Here is a 23510-nt window from a genome sequence, read left to right as displayed (position 1 = left end):
GCGGCATCCATCCCCCGATCGCGGAGGTTCCCCCGTGCCGTACGCCGACCTCGTCTTCACGGACGGACCCGTCTTCACCGCCGACACCGTGCGCTCGCGCGCGCGGACGGTGGCGGTGAAGGACGGTCGCATCGTCGCGGTCACGGGCGACGACTTCTCCCATTTCGTCGGGCCGAAGACCGAGCTCGTCGACCTGCGGGGACGGATGCTGCTCCCCGGCTTCCAGGATGCGCATGTGCACCCGGTGTGGGGCGGACTCGACATGCTGCGGTGCGATCTGGCCGACTACGCCACCGCGGACGAGTACCTCGAGGCGATCGGTCGCTACGTCGCCGCGCATCCCGACGACGAATGGATCCTGGGCGGCGGATGGCAGATGTCGGCCTTCCCCGGCGGCACGCCCACAGCGGCGGCGCTCGACGCCGTGATCCCCGACCGGCCGGCCTTCTTCCCCAATCGCGACGGGCACGGCGCGTGGGTCAACTCGGCCGCGCTGCGCCTGGCCGGGATCGACCGGAACACGCCCGACCCGGCCGACGGGCGCATCGAGCGCGATGCCGACGGCTCTCCCTCCGGCACGCTGCACGAGGGGGCGATGGGCCTGGTCAACCGGCTGCTCCCCGAGGAGCCGCTGGAGCGGCTCACCGAGGCGCTCCTCGTCGGCCAGCGCTACCTGCACTCGTTCGGCATCACGGCGTGGCAGGACGCCATCGTGGGGTCGTACGGCGATGCCGGCGATCCCGGCCCCGCCTATCTGAAGGCCGCAGCCGACGGGACGCTGACGGCGCGCGTCGTCGGCGCGATCTGGTGGGACCGCACGAAGGGCCTCGAGCAGATCGCCTCGCTTCTGGAGCGTCGCGAGCGCTACCGGGGCGGGCGATTCGCCGCGACCTCGATCAAGATCATGCAGGACGGCGTCGCCGAGAACTTCACGGCGTCGATGCTCGAGCCCTACTGCGACGGGCACGGTCACTTCACCGACAACTCGGGCATCTCCTTCGTCGCACCCGAGGTGCTCAACGAAGCGGTGCCGATGCTGGATGCGGCGGGCTTCCAGGTGCATTTCCATGCCATCGGCGACCGTGCCGTGCGCGAGTGCCTCGACGCGGTCGAGCACGCGATCGACCGCAACGGCCGCGGCGACAACCGCCACCACATCGCGCACATCCAGGTGGTGCACCCGGACGACATCGGTCGGTTCCGCGAGCTCGGCGTCGCCGCGAACATGCAGTCGCTGTGGGCGGCGCTCGAACCGCAGATGGTCGACCTGACGCTCCCGTTCCTCGGCGAGCCCCGCAGCGCGTGGCAGTACCCGTTCGGCGACCTGCTGCGCTCCGGCGCCGTGCTCGCCGCCGGCAGCGACTGGTCGGTGTCGACTCCCGACCCGCTGGCGGCGATCCACGTCGCCGTCAACCGCACCTCCGCCCCCGGCCACGAGGAGGGCGAGTACGACGCGTTCCTACCCGAGCAGGCCATCGACCTGGCGACCTCGCTGACCGCCTATACGGCTGGTTCCGCGTGGGTGAACCACCTCGAGCGCACGACCGGCACCATCGAGGTCGGGAAGCTCGCCGATCTCGTCGTGCTCGACCGCGACCCGTTCGCCGCCCCCGCCGACGAGATCGGCGCGACGCGTGTGCTGCAGACCTTCATCGAGGGCGACCGCGTCTACGCCGCGCCCGACGCGTAGCCGCGGCATCCGCCACCGCTCCTCCCCCTCTGTTTGTGCGGGCGAAAGCGCGCTCCGCGGGTGGGCGACGCACTCTTCCGCCCGCACGAACGCAACACAGGGCGTCCGGCCGCGGCGAAGATTCCCGACACGGGCGGGGTCGTGCGCGGGGCGCGTCGCAGTCAGGATGGAAGCACCTCACCTGACAGGGAAGTGATATCCGTGGGCACGACCGTCTTCGAACGACAGCGGCCGGCAGCATCCGTCATCCGTCACGCGCTGGCGGACACCGCGCATTCGGTGTTCTGGCGCGACGACCTCCCGCCCGACCTTCTGCCCGACCGGCCCCCGCTCACGGGGACGCACCGCGCCGATCTCGTGATCGTCGGCGCCGGCTACACCGGGCTGTGGACGGCGCTGCTCGCCAGCGAGCGCGACCCCGGCGCGAAGATCGTCGTGGTCGAGGCCCAGCGCGTCGGCTGGGCGGCATCGGGCCGCAACGGCGGATTCTGCGAGGCGAGCCTGACCCACGGCCACGAGAACGGCATGGCGCGCTGGCCGAAGGAGATGCCCACGCTCGATCGCCTCGGGCTCGCCAACCTCGACGCGATCGAGGCGTCCGAGGCGCAGTACGGCATGGACTTCCACTTCGAGCGCACCGGACAGTTCGCACCGGCCATCGAGCCCCACCAGGTCGAATGGCTGCGGGAGTGGGCCGCCGAGGGCGAGGAAGGCGTCGTCTTCCTCGACCGGGCCGAGGCGCAGGCATCCGTCCACTCGCCCACCTATCTCGCCGCCGTGTGGGAAAAGAATGCCTGCGGGATGCTGCATCCCGCCCGTCTCGCCGCGGAACTCGCCCGCGTCTGCGAGGAGCGCGGCGTCGAGATCTTCGAGCGGACGCGGGTGACCGATCTCGAGACCCCGGGGCCGACCGGCGTCTCGGTCGTCACGGAGGCAGGACGCGTGGACGCGGCCCGTGCGGTGCTGGCCACGAACGTCTTCCCGTCTCTCATCAAGCGCAACCGCCTGATGACGGTGCCGGTGTACGACTACGTGCTCATGACCGAGCCGCTCACCGACGCGCAGCTCGCATCGATCGGGTGGGGCGACCGGCAGGGCATCGGTGACATGGCCAACCAGTTCCACTACTACCGGATCTCGAAGGACAACCGCATCCTGTTCGGCGGCTACGACGCGATCTACCACTACGGCCGGAAGGTGCGGCCCGAGTACGAGAACCGGCCGCAGACGTGGGAGACGCTGGCGAACCACTTCTTCACGACCTTCCCGCAGCTCGAGGGTCTGCGCTTCACCCACCAGTGGGCCGGCGCGATCGACACCTCGACGCAGTTCACAGCGTTCTTCGGCACGGCTCGGGACCGCCGCGTCGCCTACGCGGCCGGATTCACCGGGCTGGGCGTCGGCTCGACCCGCTTCGCCGGCGATGTCATGCTCGACCTGCTCGACGGCGTATCCACCGAGCGGACCGAGCTCGAGATGGTGCGCAAGCGCCCGCTCCCGTTCCCTCCCGAGCCCGCCGCCGCCATGGGCATCAATGCGACGCGCTGGTCGCTCGACCGGGCCGACCACAACCTCGGCAAGCGCAATCTGCTGCTCAAGACCCTCGACGCGCTCGGCCTGGGGTTCGACTCGTGAGCGGCCTGGCGGCCGGCGCGGGGACGGACGCCGCGTCCCTCGACCTCGCGCTCGCCCCGGTGCCCGCCGAGCAGGTCGTCGACGGCTCCCCACGGGCGGGATCCGTCGAGCTCGGCGAGATCGGCGGCATCGAGATCGGCGTGTGGGAGCACACCCCCGGCGTCTCGACCGACGTCGAGGCGGACGAGGTCTTCGTCGTGCTGTCAGGAGCGGCGACCGTGTCGTTCGACGACCCGGCTCTGCCCGACCTCGAGCTGCGCCCCGGGTCGGTCGCGCGCCTCACCGCCGGCATGCGCACGACCTGGACGATCCGCGAGACCCTCCGCAAGATCTACCTCGCGCCGTAGTCCTGCCGCCGCCTGGCCAGGGCTGGGGCGAGGCGGCGCGGTGAACGGTCGAGAAACGAGGAAACACGCCGGACGGCGTCGATCTCGCGCCCGCGCTCGCGGCGTTTCTCCTCGTTTCTCGACACGCGACGACCGGGACGAGACGCCCGCCAGGGTCAGCGGCCGGCGCTGCGGCGCACGAGCAGCGCGAGGTGCAGCGCCGTCTGCGTCTCGCCGTCGTCGAGGTCCGCCCCCAGCAGCTCCTCGATGAGCGCGATGCGCTGGTAGAACACCGAGCGCGACAGGTGCGAGGCGGATGCCGCCGCCGTGCGATTGCCCGGATGCGAGAGCATCGCCTCCAGCACATCGAGCAGGTCGCCCGCGCGTGTCAGGTCGTGCACGATCAGGGGCGCCAGCATCCGCTCGCCGTGCTCCAGCACCCGGTGGTCGTCGCGCAGCGCCGTCACCAGCTGCACCAGCGGGCGGTTCTCGGCCCGACGCAGGTGCGGTCCCTTGGCGCTTCGCCGGCGACGCCCGCGGGCGAGGTCGACCGCGTCGTGGAGCGAGGCGAGGGCCGCGTCGAGTCCCTCGGCCGCGCGGCCGACCGACACGGTGATGCGGTCCGCGTCGGTGCCGGGCTCGACGAGCGAACCGGCGAACGCGATCGCCGCCTCGTCGTCGAACACGGTGTCGGCGGGGAGCGACAGGAGCATCGCCGTGGCGGGAGCGCCGGCGCCGTCCGGGGCCGATCCGGCGAGGGCCCGGCCGCGAAGGGCGCGGGCTGCGGCATCCGCTCGCTCCGCGGGTACGGCCACGCCCGACGCGACGATCCCGTACAGGCGCGCGCCGCGCAGCGGCAGCCCGGCCGCCTCCAGGCGGGCCGCCGCACCGCCCGCGCCGGCGAACCGGCCGGCGAGGAGGCCGTCGACCAGGCGGCGTCGCCCGACCCTGCCCCATTCGTCGGACTCGCCGTCGGCGAGGCGTCCGACCGCGAGCGCGATGGCGCCCTGTTCGAGCACGGCGGTGCGTCCTGCCGGGTGGTCGGGCCCGGGAAGCGCGATCAGATTGCCCCACCGGACTCCGCGTGCTTCGACCGGCACGATGAGCCAGTCCTCCGGGCCGGCCGCGGCACCGCGTTCGCGCCGCTGCTCGGACCGGCGATGGGCGGACCGAGAGCGCAGCTCCCACTCGGTGAAGAGCTCCTCTTCGAGCGCGAGCGGCACCTCGGCCGCCACGACTTCGTGCCCCAGATTCTCGAGGATCACGGGGGCGCCGAGCGTCTGCGCCAGCTGGTGAACGATGAAGTCGGCGGGCGAGCCGCGCAGCACGAGGGCAGTGAAGCGCTCGCGCACCTCGTCGCGGGAGCGGAGGGCGTCGCTCTGGCCGGTGATGATACGCCCGTGCACGGCCTCGGTGATCGTGATGAACTTCAGCTCGCGATGCAGGACGATCAGCGCCAGGTTGCGCTCCCTCGCGGCCTCGACGACCACCGCGGGGACGTAGCGGTAGTGGGTGCCGAGCTCGAGGATCAGCCCCGACAGGCCCGCGTCGTCGAGCTCGCCGATGAAGCGGCGCAGGTCGGCGGGATCGGCCGGCCATGACGATCCGGTCGAGAGCAGGAGCTCGCCGCCATCGAGGAGGCGAGCCACTCCGGCGTTGTCGGACACGTGCAGCCAGCGCACCCGGGCGTCGAGCGCGTCGTCGCCGACGAGCACCTCGGGCACGCCCTGGACGACCGCGTCGAGCGAGATCACCTCGCGCACGGTCGGGAGGGTCTCGAGGGCGGATCCGGCGACCAGACGATCCGTCTGGATCGCTCGATCTTCGCGACGGTCGGGCACCGTTGCACCAACTTCTGCTCTGACAAACTGGGCGCACTCAGCCTAAACCATTCCCGGTCGATCTGTCCGGAACTCTCCCGCGAGGATGCCATGAGCTCGACGAATCGTCCGGCCGCAGGGACGACCCGATGACCGATCTCGCGTCTCGGCAGGCGGTCCACGTGGGCATCGGCGGCTCCGGCCGACCACTCCCCGACCCCGAGGCCGACGCCCGCGTCCGAGCGGACGATCGCGGCCACGTGTTCCACTCGTGGAGTGCGCAGGCCATCATCGACCCCCTGCCCGTGGCGGCAGGAGAGGGCGCGACGTTCTGGGACTACGCCGGCAACGCGTACCTCGATTTCAGCTCGCAGCTGGTCAACCTGAATCTCGGGCACCAGCATCCGGATCTCGTCGCCGCGATCCAGCGGCAAGCCGGCCGCCTCGCGACCATCCAGCCCTCGATGGCCAGCGACGTGCGCGGAGACCTCGCGCGAAGGATCGCCGCCGTCGCGGGCGACGGGTTCGAGAAGGTGTTCTTCACCAACGGCGGCGCCGACGCGAACGAGAACGCCGTGCGCATGGCGCGCCTGGTGACCGGCCGGCGCAAGGTGCTGTCGATGTACCGCAGCTACCACGGCAACACGTCCACCGCGATCGCTCTCACCGGCGATCCGCGGCGCTGGCCGAACGAGCCCGCCGACGGCTCGACCGCGAAGTTCTTCGGGCCCTACCCCTACCGCTCGGCATTCCACTCGGCATCGCCCGAAGAGGAGACGGCGCGTGCGCTGGAGCACCTCGAGCAGACGATCGTCCTCGAGGGCGCGAGCACCATCGCCGCGATCGTGATCGAGACGATCGTCGGCACGAACGGCGTGCTCGTGCCCCCTCCGGGCTACCTCGCCGGCGTGCGCGAGCTCTGCGACCGCTTCGGCATCGTCTACATCGCCGACGAGGTGATGGTCGGCTTCGGGCGCGTGGGCGAATGGTTCGCGTTCCAGGCGTTCGGCGCCGTACCCGACCTCATCACCTTCGCGAAGGGCGTGAACTCGGGCTACGTCCCGCTCGGCGGCGTCGTCATCTCCGAGCGCATCGCGGCGCACTTCGACACCCTGCCCTTCCCCGGCGGGCTCACCTACTCCGGACATCCGCTGGCCTGCGCGGCCGGAGTCGCGACCTTCGAGGTCTTCGAGCGCGACGGCATCCTCGCACGCGTGCGCGACCTCGGCACGCGTGTCGTCGAGCCCCGCCTGCACGAGATCGCGTCGCGGCATCCGTCCGTCGGAGACGTCCGCGGCAGGGGCCTGTTCTGGGCGATCGAGCTGGTCGCGGACCGCGAGACGCGCGAGCCGCTCGTGCCGTTCAACGCGAGCGGAGCGGATGCCGCGCCCGTCGCCGCCGTCGCCGCAGCGTGCAAGCGGGACGGCGTGTGGCCGTTCACCCACTTCAACCGGGTGCACATCGCTCCACCGCTCATCATCGGCGAGGACGAGCTCGTGCGGGGCCTGGACGTGATCGACCGCGCACTCGCGCACGCGGACGAACACGTCCGCTGAACCCGCCTGCTGCGCCTCCGGGTGCGGGACCAATCCGCCAGGTAGCCCCGCTCCGAAGAAAGTGCAACCCCCTGCATCCGAGACGTCCGATGCGCGGGAATGAATAGGCAGGAGTTGAGGTTATTCCTGTACTCGGCACCATCAGGTGCTCAGGAGGGGACTGTGGGCAAGAACTACGTCGACATCGAGAACGACCGCGGAGAGACGCTGCGCTACCGCAAGCACACCAACGGTCGTGGCCTGATCGCGCACGGCGCGAAGGTGCACCCGAGCGCCATCGTCGAAGCCGGGGCATATGTCGAGCCCGGGGTGCAGATCGCGGCGGGCGCACACGTCGGCCGCGGAGCATGGGTCGAGTCGGATGCCGTGATCGGCCCCGACGCCGACATCGCGCCGCACGCGCACATCGGACCGCGCGCCGCCATCGGCGCCGGAGCGAAGATCGGCGTGCGCACGCACGTCGGCAGCGAGGCGCGGGTGGCCGTGGGTTCCCTCATCGGCGACGACGAGACGATCGGCGACGGCGAGCGCGTCGCGACCGATCCTCGCGGCCTTCGTCTGGCCGCGTGATCCCGGGCGTCCGCGCGGCGTCAGCCCCGCGGGAGATTCCGGTCTGATTACGTGCGCCGCGCCGCGGTGGCGCCAAGATCTCCCCATCGTTTCACCCGAGGCCGAGCCGACCGCGACCCCGCTAGGGTGGCGCGGGTGAGGCGCGCGGTGTGGGCGGTGGTGGTGGTGCTCTGCGCGGCGGCGCTGATCGCCGTCGTCGTCTGGGTGTCGAGCACGGCTGAGGTGGGCGACGCCGGGCCGGTGACGGGTGCGACCGCCCCCGACCGCGTTGCACCCGAGCGCCCGTCCGACGCGTTCGCGCTGACCGTGCTCTACGTGTACGACGGCGACACCATCCAGGCGCGGATGCAGCAGCCCAACGACGTCGTCACCACGGCGAATCCGATCCGCGTCCGGCTGATCGGCATCGACACGCCCGAGGGCACACCGACGCCCGAGTGCTGGGCCGATGAAGCGCGCACACATCTGGCCCAGCTCCTGCCGGAGGGATCCACGGTCTGGGCGGCCCCCGACCGCGACACGTGGGACGACTACGACCGACGGCTCTTCAACCTCTGGACCGACGACGGCTCGTTCGTGAACCTCGAGCTGGTCACGGCCGGCGACGCCGAGGCGATCCGCGTGTGGCCGAACGTCGCGTTCTTCGACCTTCTCGCGGGCGCGCAGGCCGCGGCCGAGGCATCCGGCGCCGGCCGCTGGGGCGCGTGCGGCTGAGCCCCTATGCGAACAGGAAGAGCACGAAGCCGATCAGCGGCAGCGTGCCCTGGATCGCGGCGGCACGGACGTACTTCGCACCGGTCGTGAGCAGCACCAGCGCGGCGGCGACCATCGATCCCAGCGAGAACAGCACGAGCGCGAGGCCGGCTGCCCGCAGCGCCGAGTCCTCGCCGCCGGCGAGGAACAGCACGAGGCCGATCGCCGTGCCGATCGCGAGGAACAGGTTGTAGAAGCCCTGGTTGTACGCCATCGGCTTCGTGATGTCGGCCGCCGTCTGATCGCGAAGGCCGAACCGCTTCCAGATCCTGGGCTGCGACCACTGCACGCTCTCCATCACGAAGATGTAGACGTGGAGCAGCGCGGCGAGCGCGGCGAAGACCGTGGCGAGGATCGCGACCATGAGCGAACGATAGCGCCCGGCTACGCTGAGACGCATGACGAAGGGCGGCGGTTCGCACCCGCGCAAGGGCGCGAAGGGGCGGGATGCCGCATCCGGCCGTCCCGCGGGCAAGCGACCGTCGCAGGGGAAGACGCCGCCGAAGTCCGCCGCGAAGCGCACCCCGCGACCGTCTCCCGGCCCGTCGCCCGAGCCGCCCGCCCCGCCTGCCGAGCGCTTCGTGCTGGGGGCGATCCCGGGCGCGACGCCGGGCAAGTGGATCGATCTGTGGAACGAGCGGATGCCGCGAACGGCCCTCGAGCTGATCCCGCTCGCCGTCCCGGACCAGCGGCGCGCCCTCGTCGAGGGCGCGGTCGACGCGGCGCTCGTGCGGCTGCCGCTGGACCGCACCGACCTCCACGTCATCGCGCTCTACGACGAGATCCCCGTCGTGGTGACGGCCGCGGACTCCGCTCTGACCGCCGCCGATGAGCTCGACCTCGCCGACCTCGCGGGCGAGGTCGTGATCGTGCCGCACGACGACGTGCTGGGGCTCGAGGTTCCCGGCGCGGTGACTCCCGCGTTCGCTCCGCCGGCCGACACGGCCGAAGCGATTGCGACCGTGGCCGCGGGTGTGGGCATCGTGATCGTGCCGATGTCGCTCGCACGCCTGCACCGACGCAAGGACGCCGACTACCGGCCGCTCCGCGACGCGCCGACCTCGGCTGTCGCGCTCGCGTGGGTGGCCGACCGCACGACGCCCGAGGTCGAGGCATTCGTCGGCATCGTCCGCGGCCGCACCTCGAACTCTTCGCGCTGACCCGGCGCAGTCCGTTTGTGCGGGCGAAAGCACGCGACTCGCCCCCAGGATGCGTGCGTTCGCCCGCACAAACGGAACTGTGACGCGCGCACGAAGGCGGGGGATGTCGCCGACCTGGGTCTCTGCGACATCCCCCGTGTTCCTGCCCTGAGAGCCGTGCGTCCCCCGACGCATCCCCAAATCTGCGGCTCTCCGCTCCCAGTCGCCGTAGCCCCCAGAACTCCGGCGTGCGTGAGCAGTCCCGATGATCAAGAGCCACTCCCCTGAGGGTTGATACATCGATACTGAGGAAATCTTGAGGGAGGCCTCCGACATCGCGGGGGACGCCCCCAGGCCGGGTCAGAATCCGGCGCCGTGCACCTGGAACGGCGCGACGATACCGGTGCGAGCGGATGCCTCGGCCAGCGCCTCCGACGGTGCACGCCCACCGGCGAGTCCCTCGTGCATCGCCCCCAGCAGCTCGCAGGCGACATCGTCGGCGACGATGACGGGGGCGGCCACCACGCAGCGGGTGCCGGCGTGCAGCCAGATGCGCGTCATCCCGATCGCCTCCTCGCCCCAGCGCACCGACGAGCGCCCGACCTCGCACGCGGACAGCACGACGGTGTCGGGCAGCTCGGGCATGAGGTCGATGTCGTAGCCGAACAGCGTGCCGTCCGCGAGCTCGAGGCCGGAGAACAGCGGATTGTCGACGGCGTGACGGCCATGGGCGGCGACGTGCAGGACGTCGACGCGTGACGCCAGCTCGGTGACCCGGTCGACGGATGCCTCGGCGCCGCGGAGCACGACGGCGCCGCCCCATGAGCCCGCAGCCGTCTCCACCTCCTCTTCCCCGCGTGTGACGCGCGGGCCGACCGCGAACCCGGCCGTCTCGCTCGGGAAAGGGCCGTGCGGTCGCTGGTGCGCCCACCGGGTCGCCGAGACGGCGAGGGTGAACACCCGCCCGCGCAGCGCCGGGAGCATGGCCCACGGGATCGAACTGAGCAGGCCGGGAGTGGTGAGGACGAGGCGGCGCGTGCCGGCGATAGCGGCCGGACCGTCGAGGAGGGCGGCCGAGAGAGCGCGCAGGCGGTCGTCGAGTCCGCGCCGCACGACGTCGGCCATCGGCGGGGTGCGGATCGACGCCGACATGTCGAGATCGGCGCGCAGACCCGCGAGGAGCCTGCGCACCTCCGCGCCCGAGGCGACCGGCATGACCACGGTGCGCTCGCGCGTGCAGACGAGGGCCACGAGCGCTGCGCCCGAGTACACGTACGCGATCAATGCGGTGTCGTCTGCCAGTTCCCCGCGCAGCCGTTCCAGATCGATGCGATCCTCGCCGTCGACGGCGCCCGTCGACGACCACTGACGCTCGCGGGCGCGCTCCCGCAGCGCGGCGGCCCTCGGCACCGACAGCCAGTCGCCGCCGGGGTTCTCGGCACGGAGCATCCGCAGTTCGGCCAGTTCTTCGGCGAGGGCCGGATCGGGCGGCGGTCGCAGCGGCAGGACCTGCTGACTCAGATGGCGCGCGCGCTCCGACCATTCGAAGACGACGTCGGGCCGGCCGGAGCGCACCGCGGAGTCGAGGCCCGCGTAGACCAGGTTCTCGCCGTGCATCGCCACGGAGGTCTGGAGGTCGAGGCTGCCGAAGGTGCGCTGCCATCCCGCGAGCACATCGAGCCCCGTGGCGGCATGACTGCGGGCGGCCCCCCCGCGGTTCGCGGCGGCGGCCCGCGCGGAGCGCAGCTCGGCCGCGAGGAGCTGAACCTCCATGGGGGCGGACGACGGCACGCGGATGCCGCGGCCGGCGACTTCACGGCGGCGGGCGCGCGCCAGCGCGTCGGACATCCGCAGCGCCGCGGCCTCACCCCGGAAGCCGCGCGCGATGAGCTCGACGGCCACCGCCTCGACCTCCTCGTGCGAGGGGATCCGACGTCGGCGGCCTGCTCGACCCGCCTCCTCCACGCGGACTCCGCCCAGGAGCGCACGCAGACGGACGCCCTCCGACCGGGACGCCCACGTGGCATTGCCGACCATACGGAAGCGCGCGGCCGCGGCACGGGCCATCTTCGCCGCGCGCTCGTTGTCGTGCGAGAGCAGTGAGCGCGCGAGGTGGAACTCCGCCTCGGCGCGGGACTGCGGCATCCGGTGAGCACCGAACGTCGTCGCCGCGCGGGCGAGGATCTCCTCTGCCTCCGTGACGAGTCCGGCATCGCGCAGCACCTCGGCGCGGTCGACGTCGCCGATCGCCTCGGCGACCGGCGTCGAGGCGGCGGCGGGGCGGGCCGCGAGCATCTCCTGAAGCGCCGCCACGAGATCGCCCGACAGGAGGGCGGCGTAGCCGAGGTTGTGCCGCGCCTGCGCCTCATCCGTGGTGTGACCGCTGCCGGCGAATGTCGCTGCCGCCGTCTGGAGATCGTGCGAGGCATCCGCCAGCCGCCTCAGCTGCATGCGGACGAGGCTGCGGTTCACGCGCACACGCGCAGCCGCCACCGGATCGTCCGCGAGGCTCTGGATCGCCCGCGTCAGCCAGCGCTCGGCCTCGTCGAGCCGCCCGCCGTAGTTGGCGATCGCCCCCAGCTGCCCCAGCAGGATCGCCTGGGTGTGGGGCGTCAGGTGGCCGCTGCCGATGACGCTCCGCAGCAGCTCCTCCGCCTCGAGGGGGAACCCGGTGCGCTGCAGCGCGAGCGCGCGCGTCCCGGCGATCCTCGCCTTCAGGTCGGGATCGTCGGTGCGCGCGTCCGCCTGCGCGAGTACCCGCTGCGCCAGCGCGTACTTGCCGTTGATGCACAGGTCGACGGCGCGCTGATGCAGCTCGGTCGCACTGCGGGTCATTCCCTCATCTTGGCCCAGACCAGCGCCGCCCAGGGTCAGGCGGGAGCGCGCGTGAGACCGTTCCATTCCTTGAGCACGATCGCCCCGGCCTTCTCGAGCGCCTCGACGCGGGACGCGACGTCTTCCTTCGAGTGGCCGTCCATCATTCCGATGCCGATCATCTCGGCCACCGTGCCGGCGATGTACGGCGCCGCGAAGGACGTGCCGCTCCACACGACGAATCCGCCGGTGAAGTCGTCGGGGTCGATCGTCTCGCGACGAAGACCGAAGCGGTCGTTGCGGGTTCCGGCCTGGATGCCGCCATTCAGCGGCGGCGCGGAGCTGACGACCGCCACGCCCGGTGCATAGACGCGCACCCACTCGCCGACGTTGCTGAAGAGGGCGACACTCTTGCCGTTCGGGTTGAGCGCGCCGACCGACAGGTGCGGTGCGGCGTCCGCGGGGTCGTCGACCACGAAGTCGGAGCCGGGCCATGCCCACAGTGCCGCGGGGAATGACGGACGGTCGGTCGCGTCGTTGCCGGCGGAGCACACGATCGCGCAGCCGTGACGGCGGGCGGCGACCAGGTACTTCACGAGAGTCAGGTCGAACTGTCCGTCGGCCGGGGTCTCGTGGTAGTAGCCGAGAGACAGGTTGAGGACGTCGATCGGACGGCCGCCGATGCCCTTTGCCCAGCGGATGACGAGCTCGGCGACAGCGCGGACCGCTTCGAGGAACTCGCCCTCGAGCAGCGCGCCCTGGCTGTCGGCGACGCGGATGGAGATGAGGTCGGCGTCGGGGCACACCTGGCGGACGACACCCGCCACGAAGGTGCCGTGCCCGGCTGCAGCGTCGAGGAATCCGTCGTAGGGGCCGGCGATGTCGCCGCCCTCCTCGGGATTCGTGGCCGCGTCGGAGATTCCGATCGGCTCACCGTTGAGGTCGGGATGCCGGTCCACGATCGAGTCGGGAAGCCACGGGTGCCGACCGCAGCCCGTGTCCATGAACGCCACGACGGGCCTGCGGCCCTTGATCGCGTCGTCGTCGCGTCGAGGCGGATCGCCCACGTAGGTGACGACTTCGCGTCCGCCGGAGCCCGGGTAGGCGTACGACCCGGGGCCGGGGGCGTTCGTCGAGCCGTACGGGTTGGTCGAACCGTACGGGTTGGTCGAACCGTACGGGTTCGTCGAGCCATACGGGTTGGTGGAGCCGTACGGGTTGGTGGAGCCATACGGGTTCGTCGAACCGTACGGGTCGACCGTGATGACGTGGTCGAGGCCGACGCCCGACAGGTCGGCGCTGCCGCGCGCGCGGGCGCGCTGGAGGAGCCGCCACGCGTCGATCGGCGGCACGGGCTGGTCGTCGCGATCATCGCGAGGCTGGGGGAAGATGCGCGCGAGCAGCACGATCGGCAGGCCGAGCTCCCGCTCCGCCTCCTGTGCCCGCTGGTACGCCTCCTCGTCGGTCAGCGATGCCCCCTTGACCGACGTGAGCCGGACGCCCCAGCCGAAGTCCATCCCGGCCTCGCGCAGCTTCTCGAGCGTCGCCGGCAGCTTCGCGCTGTCGGTGATGAGCAGATGGTCGAGCGCGTACGCGGTGGGATAGGCGTCGACGCCCTCCACCGGAGCGCTGGCAGAGTCGAGGGGAACTCCCCGCGGCCTCGCCGCGTCGACCCGACTCCGCCACCCTGAGTTCGCACCGGGCTCAACCATGTCTCATTGCCTCCTCGAGCGCGCGGGCGACACCCGCACGTGCTGTCCTACTGGTTCACACCTCGAACTGCGGCGTCTGGAAGTCGCGCAGCTCCCCGGTGGCATCCTTCACGACCAGGCGCAGTCGCGCGACCCCCGGCGTGACCTCTTCGAAAGCGAAGCGCCCGTGCTCGCCGGGCTCGGCCGTCCACTCGCGGTCGTCGTGCACCAGGCGGATCGCGAGGGCCGCGGCATCCACCCACCCGTCGATGCGCCGTGCGCCGCTCTCGGTCGCGCTCACGTGAAGGAGCACGCTGGTGGTGCCGTCGCTGAACTGCAGCGTGGCGGTGTCGGCGTCGCCGCGCACGGCGGCCATCGCGCCCTCGACGAGCGTCAGCAGCGCGTACTCGCGCGACAGATCCTCGACGGCGACCGCGGCGACCATCCGGTCGATCAGATCGGCGGGCACCGGATCGATGTCCTCCCACATCCGGCGCATGCGCGCGAAGAGCGCCGCGTCCGCGGAAAAGTCCTCAGTCTCCATCATGGTCACCACTTCCCCATCCGTCGCCCTCGAGTACGGCGCGGAGCTTGGCGAGACAGCGCTGGCGCGTCGGTCCGATGGACCCGATGGGCATCGCCAGATCCTGGGCGATGCGCGCATAGTCGGGCCGGTCCTCGAACGCGACGATCCGCAGCAGGCGCTGGCATCGTTCGTTGAGCGTCTCCACCGACGTCCACAGGCGACGGGACTCGTCATCTGTCGCGGCGGTCTGCTCGGCGGATTCGTGGACGGGCAGATGGGGTTCGAGCGACTCGGCCTCGGTCGCATCGGCTCGACGGTGCTGCTTGCCGACGCGCCACGCCTCGCGGCGTGCGCACATCGTCAGCCAGCCCGATACGGCCTGCGGGTCGAGGATCGTCTCGTGACGGCGCACCAGCGTCAGCCACGTCGTCTGCACGACGTCCTGAGCGAGGGCGTGGTCGAGGCCGTACGCCCGCACGACGTGCCACAGCAGCGGCGTCATGAGGCGCACGAGTTCGTCCATGGCGCGGCTCTCGCCTTCCCGCCATCGCACGAAGAGCGCGGCGGCACGCTCCCACCGCGCCGGCTCGACCGAGTCGGCGCGGGCGTCGGGGCGCGCACGCGTCATAGGGCCCATTGTGTCCACACCTGACTGGAGTGCGATAGTGCGCCGGTGATACACGCCGTCACGAGGTTCTCGCAAGATCGCGCGAGCGGATGCCGCCGCCTAGACTTCACGCCATGACGACCGCGCCGCTGCTCTACGTGTGCGTGCGGCCGCAGCTCGGTGCGGCGGCCGCCGAGTACGAGTCCTTCCGTACCGCCATGCACCTCGACGAGGACAGCCTCGGGCACCACGACCTCGTGCGAGAGCCGCTCCCCGACGACGTCTTCGACCGCTACAGCGGCTTCCTCGTCGGCGGCAGCCCGTTCAACATCGCCGACCCCGAGTCGACCAAGACCGACGTGCAGCGCCGCCTTGAGGCCGACCTCGAGCGCATCGCGTCACGGGCGGCCCGCGCCGAGGGCCCGGCCGCCCTGTTCACCTGCTACGGGATCGGGGTCGTCACGCGCATGCTCGGCGGAGAGGTCAGCCGGGCGTATCCGGAGGACACCGGCCCGGTCACCGTCCAGCTCGCGCCGGCTGCCGCCTCGGATCCTCTGTTCGGCGGGCTCGCCGATCGCTTCACCGCGCTCACGGCGCACAAGGAGGGCACCGCCGCGCCGCCGCCGGGGTCGACGCTCCTCGCCGTCAACGACGCCTGCCCGGTGCAGGCCTATGTCGTGGGCGACCGTCTCTACGCGACGCAGTTCCATCCCGAGCCGACGACGAAGGCGTTCACCGAGCGCATGGCCGTGTACCGCGACGACGGCTACTTCGAGGCAGACGCCTACGACGCCATCGCGGGACGCGTGCTCGCGGCATCCGTCACCGAGCCGGTCCGGCTCCTGCGCGCGTTCTCCCGGCAGTTCGCTCCCGCCGCCTGATCACACCTCGGCGTTTCGGACGTCGGCCGCCCGGTGCAGCACCGTGCCCACCAGCGGCACCGCGATCACGATGACCGCGACGATGATCGCCGTCACGCCGATCGGCGTGCTCTCGGGCTCGAAGACGAGCCGGCCCACCCCGATCCACACCAGTCCCCACGCCATGGCGAGCCCGGGTGCGATGCGCCAGTGGCTCGCCCACGCGATCGCGACGCCGATCACCGCGACGACGACCAGCACCAGCACCCCCCACAGCGTCGCGGACTCCGCAGCCTCCTCGGGAACGATCGTGGTCAGCCAGGCAGCGGTGTTCGCGACCGTGGCGAGCGTGACCCAGCCGAGGTGCAGTCCCGTCACGCCGTCGATGAGCAGCGCGTCCGCCGACCCGCGACCCGGCTGGAGCACCGCCCGGCGGAAGGTCACGGCCAGCAGCGCGAGCAGCGCCACGATCGCCGCCACCGTGAGGGGCAGCGTCGCGAACTGCGCGGTGACGAGCCACAGCCCGTTGAGCACCATCGTGCCCGCGATCAGCCACCCGAGCGCCCGCTGGCGCGTGCGCGAACGCTGCCGCGGAAGGGCCTGCCACACCGTGTAGGCGAACAGCCCGACGTAGATCACCGACCAGATCGAGAACGCCGAGGTCGCCGGAGCGAGGTACGACCCGTCGGCGTCGAGGGCGCCGTCCTGCAGGTCCTGCACCGGCGTGCCGCCGAGGAGCCCCGTCCCCACCATCGCGGCGACGATCATGAAGCAGAACGCACTGATGACGACGATCTGGCGGGCGAGATCTCTGGCGGCCATTCCTCCACCGTAGGAAGGCGTCGCCCACGGCGCACCCCGTTGACAGCCCGGCGCGGCCCGACTACGACCGGCGGGCGGGCGTTTCGACTCGCTCCGCTCGCTCAACGACCGGGGGGTGAGCTCACGCGCCGGCGGGCGGGTGGGCGAGCAGCTCGATCCGCTCGTCGAGGTAGCGCTCGAGCGGGACGAATCCGCCCGACGCACTCCACCGCACGCTCGGCACCCCGTCGACAAGCGCGAGGGGACCGGATGCCTCTCCCCGGTCGACGGCGTCGGGCTGCAGCATCCGCCACCCGATGTGCACGATGGCGGCCTCGTCGAATCCGCCGCGTCGGGCGGCCGCCGCGAGCTCCGCCCGCAGCCGCTGGGACTCGGCCGTGTACCCGCGGCGGGCCTCGGTGCGCGCCCGGAGGATCTCGCCGGTCGCGAGCACGGCGTCGTCGGTGAGCAGCAGCACGCCGAGGTGCCACCCGGACCCGCGGGGCACGATGCGCGGCGCTCGGCCGAGGCCGAGGATCCGCCGCGACTCGACCAGCTCACCCAGCCCCTCGCGCGGGGCGTCCGCCAGCCGGGCGCGCGCGGAGTCGAGCAAGGCGGAGGTCGTCACGCCGCGTCGTCTTCGACCGGTGACGGGGCCGAGGTCAGGGCACGGCGCTCGCCGCGCAGGCTCATCGCGACGAGCGGGAAGAGGAGCACCGACAGCATGCCCGCTCCCACGAGCAGGGCCGACGTCGCCGAGGACAGAATGCCCTCCTCCACACCGATCGCCGCGACCGCGACGATGATCGGGAGCGCGGTCGCACCGAGGAGGGCCACGGATACGCGGTCACGGACGGACGATCCCTCAGGCGCCGCGAGCATGGACGGCAGCCCGCGCACGAGCAGCAGCGCGACCAGGACGACCGGCAGGAACAGGAACAGCACGGGCTGCGCGAGGAGCGCGGACAGGTCGAAGGTCACTCCGGTGTAGATGAAGAAGATCGGCACCAGGAAACCGAACGCCACGGCCTCGATCTTGCTCTCGACGGCCGCACGGTCGGGTTCGGCGGCATCGCGCATGAGCAGGCGCCACACGATGCCGGCCGCGAACGCGCCGAGGAGGATGTCGAGGTCGAGGACCAAGCTCAGCGCGATGAGCGCCGACAGGATGAGCAGCACCACCCTGATCGCGAACTGCCCGGACGTGTGGAGCGTCGAGTTGACGAACCGGTGCATCGCGCCACGCGGCACCCGCAGTGCGAGCCAGATCGCCAGCCCCGCCACCAGGGCGAAGAGGACGAGAACGATGGTCTCGATGCCCGGCGACTTCCCGCCGAGGAACAGCGAGATCGCGATCAGGGGTCCGAACTCGCCGACGGCGCCGATCGCGCCGATGGCCCTGCCGAACGGCGTCCGGAGCTCACCCGCGTCGCGCAGGACGGGCAGGATCGTGCCCAGGGCCGTCGAGCACAGTGCGATGCCGATGATCACGGCCTCCTCGCCGGGGACGAACACCCATGCGAGGCCCACGCCGATCGCAAGGCTGAGGAGCCACCCCAGCGACGCCCGTCTGCCGGTGCGCCCGCGCAAGGCGCTGAACTCGATCTCGGACCCGGCGACGAAGAACAGCATCGCCAGCCCGAACTCCGCCAGAACGTCGAGGAAGGCATCCGGCTGCGCCCAGCCCAGCACGCTCGGCCCGACGAGGATCCCGAGCACCAGCTCGAACACGACGATCGGAACCCGCACCCATCGGCTCAGCCCCCGCGCCATCAGAGGCGCGAGCACGCCGAGGATGGGGATGATGAGCATCGTCGGCTCGAGGTCGTCCACGCACACACCCTAGCGAGGGGCCGGGGAGGACGGCCCACCCGCGGCGGGTGATGCCGACGGGGGCTCGGCCGCGGCGCGAGCGCTGGCCAGCGGTCACCTGCGGCTCGCGGTCAGGCGGAGGGGACGGCGGCGTCAGGCCTCGATCGCCCGGCGCGGGCCGGCCGCGCGTAGTCGAGGCGGACGCACGTGGGAAGCCCCGCGGATCTCGCGGTGCAGCCGCTCCATGCGCTCGTCGAGCTCGGCGGCGGTGTGGGCGGCGTCCTTGAGGCTGTCGAGGAGCTCGCCGGGGACGTTGGTGTCGTACTTGTAGTAGATCTTGTGCTCGAGGCTGGCCCAGAAGTCCATTGCGATCGTGCGGAACTGCACCTCGACGGGAACCTCCACGCGGCCGCTCGAGAGGAACACCGGCACCGACACGATCGCGTGCAGACTCTTGTACCCGTTCGGCTTCGGGTGGGCGATGTAGTCCTTGACCTGCAGGACCTCGATGTCGTCCTGCGCGGTGAGCAGGTCGAACAGCCGATAGGCGTCGGCGACGAAGCTGCAGGTGACCCGCACCCCGGCGATGTCGGTGATGCTGTCGCGGATCGACGCGAAGTCGGGCTCGACACCCTTGCGCTGCACCTTCTCGACGAGGCTGTCCGGCGACTTCACACGGCTCGAGACGTGCTCGATGGGGTTGTAGTCGTGCACGAGCTGGAACTCGTCGCGAAGGATGCCGAGCTTCGTCTCGACCTCCTGCATGCCGAACCGGTACTCCATCAGGAAGCGCTCGAACTCGTCGCGCAGCTCCCGCAGCTCCGCCGCCGACACCGTGATCGCCGTCTCATCCGGACTCGCTGCGTGCGCCGAGGGCGCCGTGTTCGCCATGCCGACCACGCTAGGCACGCCGGCTACGAGACTCCTGTGAGACCGGCCTCAGTCCTCCAGGGCGTCGCGCGCCCGCTGCGCATCGACGGCGGTGGTGCGGGCACGGGATGCCGCCTCCCGCCGCTCCTCCTCGATACCGCCGAGTGCGGACTCGGCGGTCGCCCTGTCGGCCTCGAGACGCTCGAGATCGCGGCGCAGATCGTCGATGCGCTCGGTCACATGGTCGACGCGCTCCTGGAGCTTCTGGCGCTTCGCGTCGATGCGTGCGAGCTCGCGCTCCGCCTCGTTCGCGGCGCGGTCGGCCTCGCGAGCCGCCTTCTCGGCCGCCTTGCGCGCACGGCGCTCCGCGAGGTCGTCCTGCGCGGGTGCGGCCGCGACGCCCGGAAGCGAGCCACCGACGGCGTCGGCCAGATCGGACGGCTCGAACGTGCCGGCCTCGAGCGCCGTGACGAGGCGTGCCGTCATCACGGCGGCGGCGGCCGCGGCATCCATCACCGCGGCGTTCACCGTCTTCTCGACGTCGTCGCGAGCGGCGCCGCTGACCTCGACGCCCGCGTCCTTCGCCAGGTCGACGGCCTGTGTCGCGAGGGCCGCGACGAGCTGGCGGCGCTGCCGACCCAGGCGCGAGAGCTCGGCGGCGTCGAGGTCGTCCTGCGCCTCGCGCAGCGCCGCCGAGAGCTCGATCGCGTCGGCGAGCTGCCCCTGCCGAGCGAGCAGATTCACCGCCCATGCGGCCACGGTCGGCTTGCGCAGCGCCTTCACCTGCGCCGCGATCGAGCGGTCGGCCATGCCCGCCTCGTGATTGCGCGCCGCGGTGAACTCGGCGGGCGGGAGCGCGTAGAGCTCCGCCGCGATCGCGTCGAGGTCGGAGCGGTCAGCCACACGCCCATCCTGTCCCAGGGTGGGACAGGCGCGCGAGTGCGGGGCGCGGCGCGGCGGGCCGGGGCGGGGCGGGGCGCGGCGGGGGCCGGGCGGCGCGGGGTCGCGGCCGAGCGGGGGGGCGTGCCCGGCGCCCGGACGTGTGGACGGTCCAAGAACGAGGAAGAACCCGCCGAGGAGTCGCCGGCGGAGTTCGCCGCGCGGCGTGTCTCCTCGTTTCTGGACCGCGGAAGGCTGTCCCCGACATCCCGCCTACCGAGATCGGGCGCCTGGCGAGGTCACGCCGCCCACCGAGATCAGGCGACGGCCGAGATCAGGCGATCCGCCCGAGATCAGGCTGATCTGGGCGGAATCGTCCTGATTCCGGCGAATCACCGTCGCCGGGAAGCGAATGCCCCGGGCAGCGAATGGCCCCCCGGAAAGACCAAGCCAGGCCGAGCGGCCTCAGTCCGGGAGGACCGACGCGGCCTGACGTGCGGCGCCGACGGCGACGTACTCGCCCGGTTCGGGTACCTCGACCTCGAGCCCCAGCACGAGCGGCGCGATCGCCCGCACGGCCTCGGACTGCGCTCCGCCGCCGATGAGCAGGGCGCGCCCGAGGGGCACCCCCAGGCCGCGCAGCGCCTCGAGCCCCGCCGCGAGGCCCGACAGCATGCCCTCGACCGCGGCCCGCGCGAGGTTCTCGCGCGTCGTCGAGGCGAGCGTCATGCCGGTGAGCGAGGCGGTCGCATCGGGAAGGTTCGGCGTGCGCTCGCCCTCGAAGTAGGGCACCAGAGCGAGACCCCCCGCGCCGGGCTCGGCGTGCAGAGCGAGACGGGAGAGCTCGGCGTGGTCGACGCCGAGGAGGCCCGCGACCGCGTCGAGCACGCGTGCGGCGTTGAGCGTCGCGACGAGCGGCAGGAACCGTCCCGTGCAGTCGGCGAACCCGGCGACGGTGCCGGACGGGTCGATCGTGCGCTCCTCGCTCACCGCGAACACCGTCCCGCTCGTGCCGATCGACACGACGACGTCGCCCGGCCCTGCACCGAGGCCGAGGGCGGCACCGGCGTTGTCACCGGCTCCGCCGCCGACGCGGCGCCCGTCGTCGTCGAGCACCCACTCGTCGGGTCCGAGCACACGGGGGAGCACGGCGTCGCGCCCGAGCGAGGCGACGAGGAGCTCCCGGTCGTACCCGCCGGTCGCCGGGTTCCAGTAGCCGGTGCCCGATGCATCCGACCGGTCCGTCACGAGCTCGTCGAGCACGGGACCGCGCGGCGACTCGCCCGCCGGCCCGAAGCCGCGCAGGCGCCATGTGAGCCAGTCGTGCGGAAGCGCCACGGCCGCCACGCGTGCGGCGTTGTCGGGCTCGGCATCCCGCAGCCAGCGCAGCTTCGTGAGCGTGAAGGACGCGACCGGCACCAGACCGGTGCGCTGCGCGAGCACGTCGGCTCCGAACTCGTCGATCAGGTCGGCCGCGGCGGCCGCCGAGCGGGTGTCGTTCCACAGCAGCGCGTCGCGGATCACGCGTCCCTCGTCGTCGAGCACGACCATGCCGTGCTGCTGTCCGCCGACGGCCCATGCCTCGACGTCGGCGAGCCCGCCGGCGTCCGTGATCGCTGCACGCAGGGCCGCCCACCAGGCGCCCGGGTGCACCTCGGTGCCCGGCGGGTGCGACGCGCGCCCCTCGCGCACGACGGCGCCGGTGGCAGCATCCGTCACCACGACCTTGCACGACTGCGTCGACGAATCGACTCCCATCACGAGCGACATCGCTCCCGACCTTCCTTCGTGTCCCGATTTCGGCTCTTCATGTCCCGATCTCCACCGCTAGGCACCCCCTGTTCGAGCGAAAGTGGGACATGCACAGCCGCAGGGCGGGCCGCAGCGGCCGGATGCTGCGACCCGGCCGCTGCGGATGCGTCAGCGGGCGCCGAGCAGGTGCTCGGTGGCGAGCTGCTGCAGGCGCACGAACCCGCCGCCCTTGCCGCCGAGGTACACGCCGGCGTCGAAGTCCTCGTAGGCCGAGCGGTCGGCGAGGAAGTCGTCGTAGGACTCCCCCGGGTTCAGCGTCGGGGTCGAGAGCTCGTCGACCTTCGCGGCGGCGAGCGCCTCCTGCACCTCGGGATCGGCGCGGAAGGCCGCGGCACGCTCCTTGAGCAGCAGGTAGGTCTGCATGTTGGCCGCGGCCGACTCCCACACGCCCTTCTCGTCCTCGGTGCGCGAGGGCTTGTAGTCGAAGTGGCGCGGACCCTCGTAGGCGGGAACGCCGCCGGGGCCGCCGTTCTCGAGCAGGTCGACGAGGGCGAACGCGTTGTGGAGGTCGCCGTGGCCGAACACGAGGTCCTGGTCGTACTTGATGCCGCGCTGGCCGTTGAGGTCGATGTGGAAGAGCTTCCCGTGGAACAGCGCCTGCGCGATGCCGGCGGCGAAGTTGAGTCCGGCCATCTGCTCGTGGCCGACCTCGGGGTTGAGGCCAACGAGCTCGGGGCGCTCGAGCGAGTCGATGAACGCGATCGCGTGGCCGAGCGTCGGAAGCAGGATGTCGCCGCGGGGCTCGTTGGGCTTGGGCTCGATGGCGAAGCGGATGTCGTAGCCCTTGTCGGTGACGTAGTCCCCAAGCAGGTTCACGGCCTCGCGGTAGCGCTCGAGCGCCTGGCGGATGTCCTTGGCCGAGTCGTACTCGGCGCCCTCGCGACCGCCCCACATGACGAAGGTCTTCGCGCCGAGCTCGGCACCGAGGTCGAGCTGACGGAACACCTTGCGCAGCGCGAAGCGGCGCACGTCGCGATCGTTGGCGGTGAAGCCGCCGTCCTTGAAGACGGGCGCGGAGAAGAGGTTGGTGGTGACCATCGGCACAATCAGGCCGGTGTCGGCGAGCGCGCCCTTGAGACGGTCGATCTGGCTCTGACGCTCGGCATCGGTCGAGCCGAAGGCGAAGAGGTCGTCGTCGTGGAACGTGAGGCCGTAGGCGCCGAGCTCGGCGAGCTTCTCGACGACGTGGACGACATCGAGGGCGTGGCGGGTCGGGCCGCCGAACGGGTCGGTGCCGTTGTAGCCGACGGTCCAGAGACCGAACGAGAACTTGTCGTCGCGAGTGGGGGTGGGCATGACGCTCCTGGGTTCGACAGTGAACAAATGTTGTTGCAGACAACCTATACCAG

The 23510-nt window shown here is 71.8% G+C and carries 21 protein-coding genes; 8 read left to right on the top strand and 13 right to left on the bottom strand.

Annotation, left to right across the window (positions count from 1 at the left end; translation table 11 throughout):
• Positions 1 to 34: 34 nt before the first annotated feature.
• The 3 genes from ASD93_RS00410 to ASD93_RS00400 all read left to right on the top strand — a co-directional run bounded on the left by ASD93_RS00410 (position 35) and on the right by ASD93_RS00400 (position 3672).
• Entirely contained in the window at positions 35 to 1690 is a 1656-nt protein-coding gene (locus ASD93_RS00410) for an amidohydrolase (RefSeq protein WP_056117529.1), read from the top strand.
• Between the two features lie 201 nt (positions 1691 to 1891).
• A complete protein-coding gene (locus ASD93_RS00405) occupies positions 1892 to 3325 on the top strand; it encodes an NAD(P)/FAD-dependent oxidoreductase (protein WP_056117527.1) in 1434 nt (477 codons plus the stop codon).
• Positions 3322 to 3672 carry a cupin domain-containing protein gene (locus ASD93_RS00400; RefSeq protein WP_056117525.1) on the top strand — a complete coding sequence of 117 codons (351 nt, stop codon included), beginning with the start codon at positions 3322 to 3324 and terminating at the stop codon, positions 3670 to 3672. The genes ASD93_RS00405 and ASD93_RS00400 overlap by 4 nt, the downstream gene beginning before the upstream one ends.
• Before the next feature lie 155 nt (positions 3673 to 3827).
• Here the strand turns inward: ASD93_RS00400 and ASD93_RS00395 are convergent, their stop codons facing one another.
• Entirely contained in the window at positions 3828 to 5492 is a 1665-nt protein-coding gene (locus tag ASD93_RS00395; RefSeq protein WP_321163602.1) for a PucR family transcriptional regulator, read from the bottom strand.
• A 128-nt stretch (positions 5493 to 5620) separates the two neighbouring features.
• Between ASD93_RS00395 and ASD93_RS00390 the strand changes: the two genes are divergently transcribed.
• From ASD93_RS00390 to ASD93_RS00380, 3 genes are all read left to right on the top strand, one after another.
• Entirely contained in the window at positions 5621 to 7027 is a 1407-nt protein-coding gene (locus tag ASD93_RS00390; protein ID WP_056117523.1) for an aspartate aminotransferase family protein, read from the top strand.
• A gap of 162 nt (positions 7028 to 7189) precedes the next feature.
• On the top strand, positions 7190 to 7597 hold the full coding sequence (locus tag ASD93_RS00385) for a transferase (RefSeq protein WP_056117521.1): 408 nt from the start codon (positions 7190 to 7192) through the stop codon (positions 7595 to 7597).
• Between the two features lie 135 nt (positions 7598 to 7732).
• On the top strand, positions 7733 to 8311 hold the full coding sequence (locus ASD93_RS00380) for a thermonuclease family protein (protein WP_056117518.1): 579 nt from the start codon (positions 7733 to 7735) through the stop codon (positions 8309 to 8311).
• Between the two features lie 4 nt (positions 8312 to 8315).
• Here the strand turns inward: ASD93_RS00380 and ASD93_RS00375 are convergent, their stop codons facing one another.
• Positions 8316 to 8714: a DUF1304 domain-containing protein gene (locus ASD93_RS00375; protein ID WP_056117515.1), complete on the bottom strand. Its 399-nt coding sequence runs from the start codon at positions 8712 to 8714 to the stop codon at positions 8316 to 8318.
• Positions 8715 to 8748: 34 nt separating this feature from the next.
• Here ASD93_RS00375 and ASD93_RS00370 point away from each other — a divergent pair, with 34 nt between their 5' ends.
• Entirely contained in the window at positions 8749 to 9510 is a 762-nt protein-coding gene (locus tag ASD93_RS00370) for a LysR family substrate-binding domain-containing protein (protein ID WP_056117513.1), read from the top strand.
• 339 nt (positions 9511 to 9849) lie between these two features.
• On the opposite strand, the gene ASD93_RS00365 is transcribed toward ASD93_RS00370, so the two are convergent.
• The 4 genes from ASD93_RS00365 to ASD93_RS00350 form a co-directional block, all read right to left on the bottom strand.
• Entirely contained in the window at positions 9850 to 12324 is a 2475-nt protein-coding gene (locus tag ASD93_RS00365) for a CHAT domain-containing protein (RefSeq protein WP_056117511.1), read from the bottom strand.
• 35 nt (positions 12325 to 12359) lie between these two features.
• On the bottom strand, positions 12360 to 13925 hold the full coding sequence (locus tag ASD93_RS00360; protein ID WP_056117509.1) for a S8 family peptidase: 1566 nt from the start codon (positions 13923 to 13925) through the stop codon (positions 12360 to 12362).
• A 145-nt stretch (positions 13926 to 14070) separates the two neighbouring features.
• The gene (locus tag ASD93_RS00355; RefSeq protein WP_056117507.1) at positions 14071 to 14541 is read right to left on the bottom strand and encodes a hypothetical protein; all 471 of its coding nucleotides are present in this window, start codon (positions 14539 to 14541) and stop codon (positions 14071 to 14073) included.
• Positions 14528 to 15148, bottom strand: a complete 621-nt coding sequence (locus ASD93_RS00350) for an RNA polymerase sigma factor (protein ID WP_082569083.1) — start codon at positions 15146 to 15148, stop codon at positions 14528 to 14530. The genes ASD93_RS00355 and ASD93_RS00350 overlap by 14 nt, the downstream gene beginning before the upstream one ends.
• A 113-nt stretch (positions 15149 to 15261) precedes the next feature.
• Here ASD93_RS00350 and ASD93_RS00345 point away from each other — a divergent pair, with 113 nt between their 5' ends.
• Positions 15262 to 16008: a glutamine amidotransferase-related protein gene (locus ASD93_RS00345; protein ID WP_056117499.1), complete on the top strand. Its 747-nt coding sequence runs from the start codon at positions 15262 to 15264 to the stop codon at positions 16006 to 16008.
• Here ASD93_RS00345 and ASD93_RS00340 read toward each other — a convergent pair whose 3' ends face one another.
• From ASD93_RS00340 to xylA, 7 genes are all read right to left on the bottom strand, one after another.
• Entirely contained in the window at positions 16009 to 16809 is an 801-nt protein-coding gene (locus ASD93_RS00340; RefSeq protein WP_056117496.1) for a tryptophan-rich sensory protein, read from the bottom strand.
• A gap of 121 nt (positions 16810 to 16930) precedes the next feature.
• On the bottom strand, positions 16931 to 17416 hold the full coding sequence (locus tag ASD93_RS00335) for a hypothetical protein (RefSeq protein ID WP_056117493.1): 486 nt from the start codon (positions 17414 to 17416) through the stop codon (positions 16931 to 16933).
• A complete protein-coding gene (locus ASD93_RS00330; protein ID WP_056117490.1) occupies positions 17413 to 18621 on the bottom strand; it encodes a cation:proton antiporter in 1209 nt (402 codons plus the stop codon). Before ASD93_RS00330 ends, ASD93_RS00335 begins: the two co-directional genes overlap by 4 nt.
• A gap of 132 nt (positions 18622 to 18753) precedes the next feature.
• Positions 18754 to 19491 (bottom strand): GTP pyrophosphokinase family protein, encoded by a 738-nt coding sequence (locus ASD93_RS00325; protein WP_056117487.1) that lies wholly within the window; start codon positions 19489 to 19491, stop codon positions 18754 to 18756.
• 48 nt (positions 19492 to 19539) lie between these two features.
• Positions 19540 to 20373 (bottom strand): hypothetical protein, encoded by an 834-nt coding sequence (locus ASD93_RS00320; protein WP_056117484.1) that lies wholly within the window; start codon positions 20371 to 20373, stop codon positions 19540 to 19542.
• A gap of 441 nt (positions 20374 to 20814) precedes the next feature.
• On the bottom strand, positions 20815 to 22119 hold the full coding sequence (locus ASD93_RS00315; RefSeq protein WP_056117481.1) for a xylulokinase: 1305 nt from the start codon (positions 22117 to 22119) through the stop codon (positions 20815 to 20817).
• Positions 22120 to 22269: 150 nt separating this feature from the next.
• Positions 22270 to 23457: a xylose isomerase gene (gene xylA / locus ASD93_RS00310; protein WP_056117478.1), complete on the bottom strand. Its 1188-nt coding sequence runs from the start codon at positions 23455 to 23457 to the stop codon at positions 22270 to 22272.
• Positions 23458 to 23510: the final 53 nt, after the last annotated feature.

Origin of the sequence: Microbacterium sp. Root180 (genome assembly GCF_001428485.1) — a bacterium.
Classification (GTDB): Bacteria; Actinomycetota; Actinomycetes; order Actinomycetales; family Microbacteriaceae; genus Microbacterium.
Note: the sequence above shows the minus strand (reverse complement) of the source record. Positions and strands in the feature narration are given on the sequence as shown.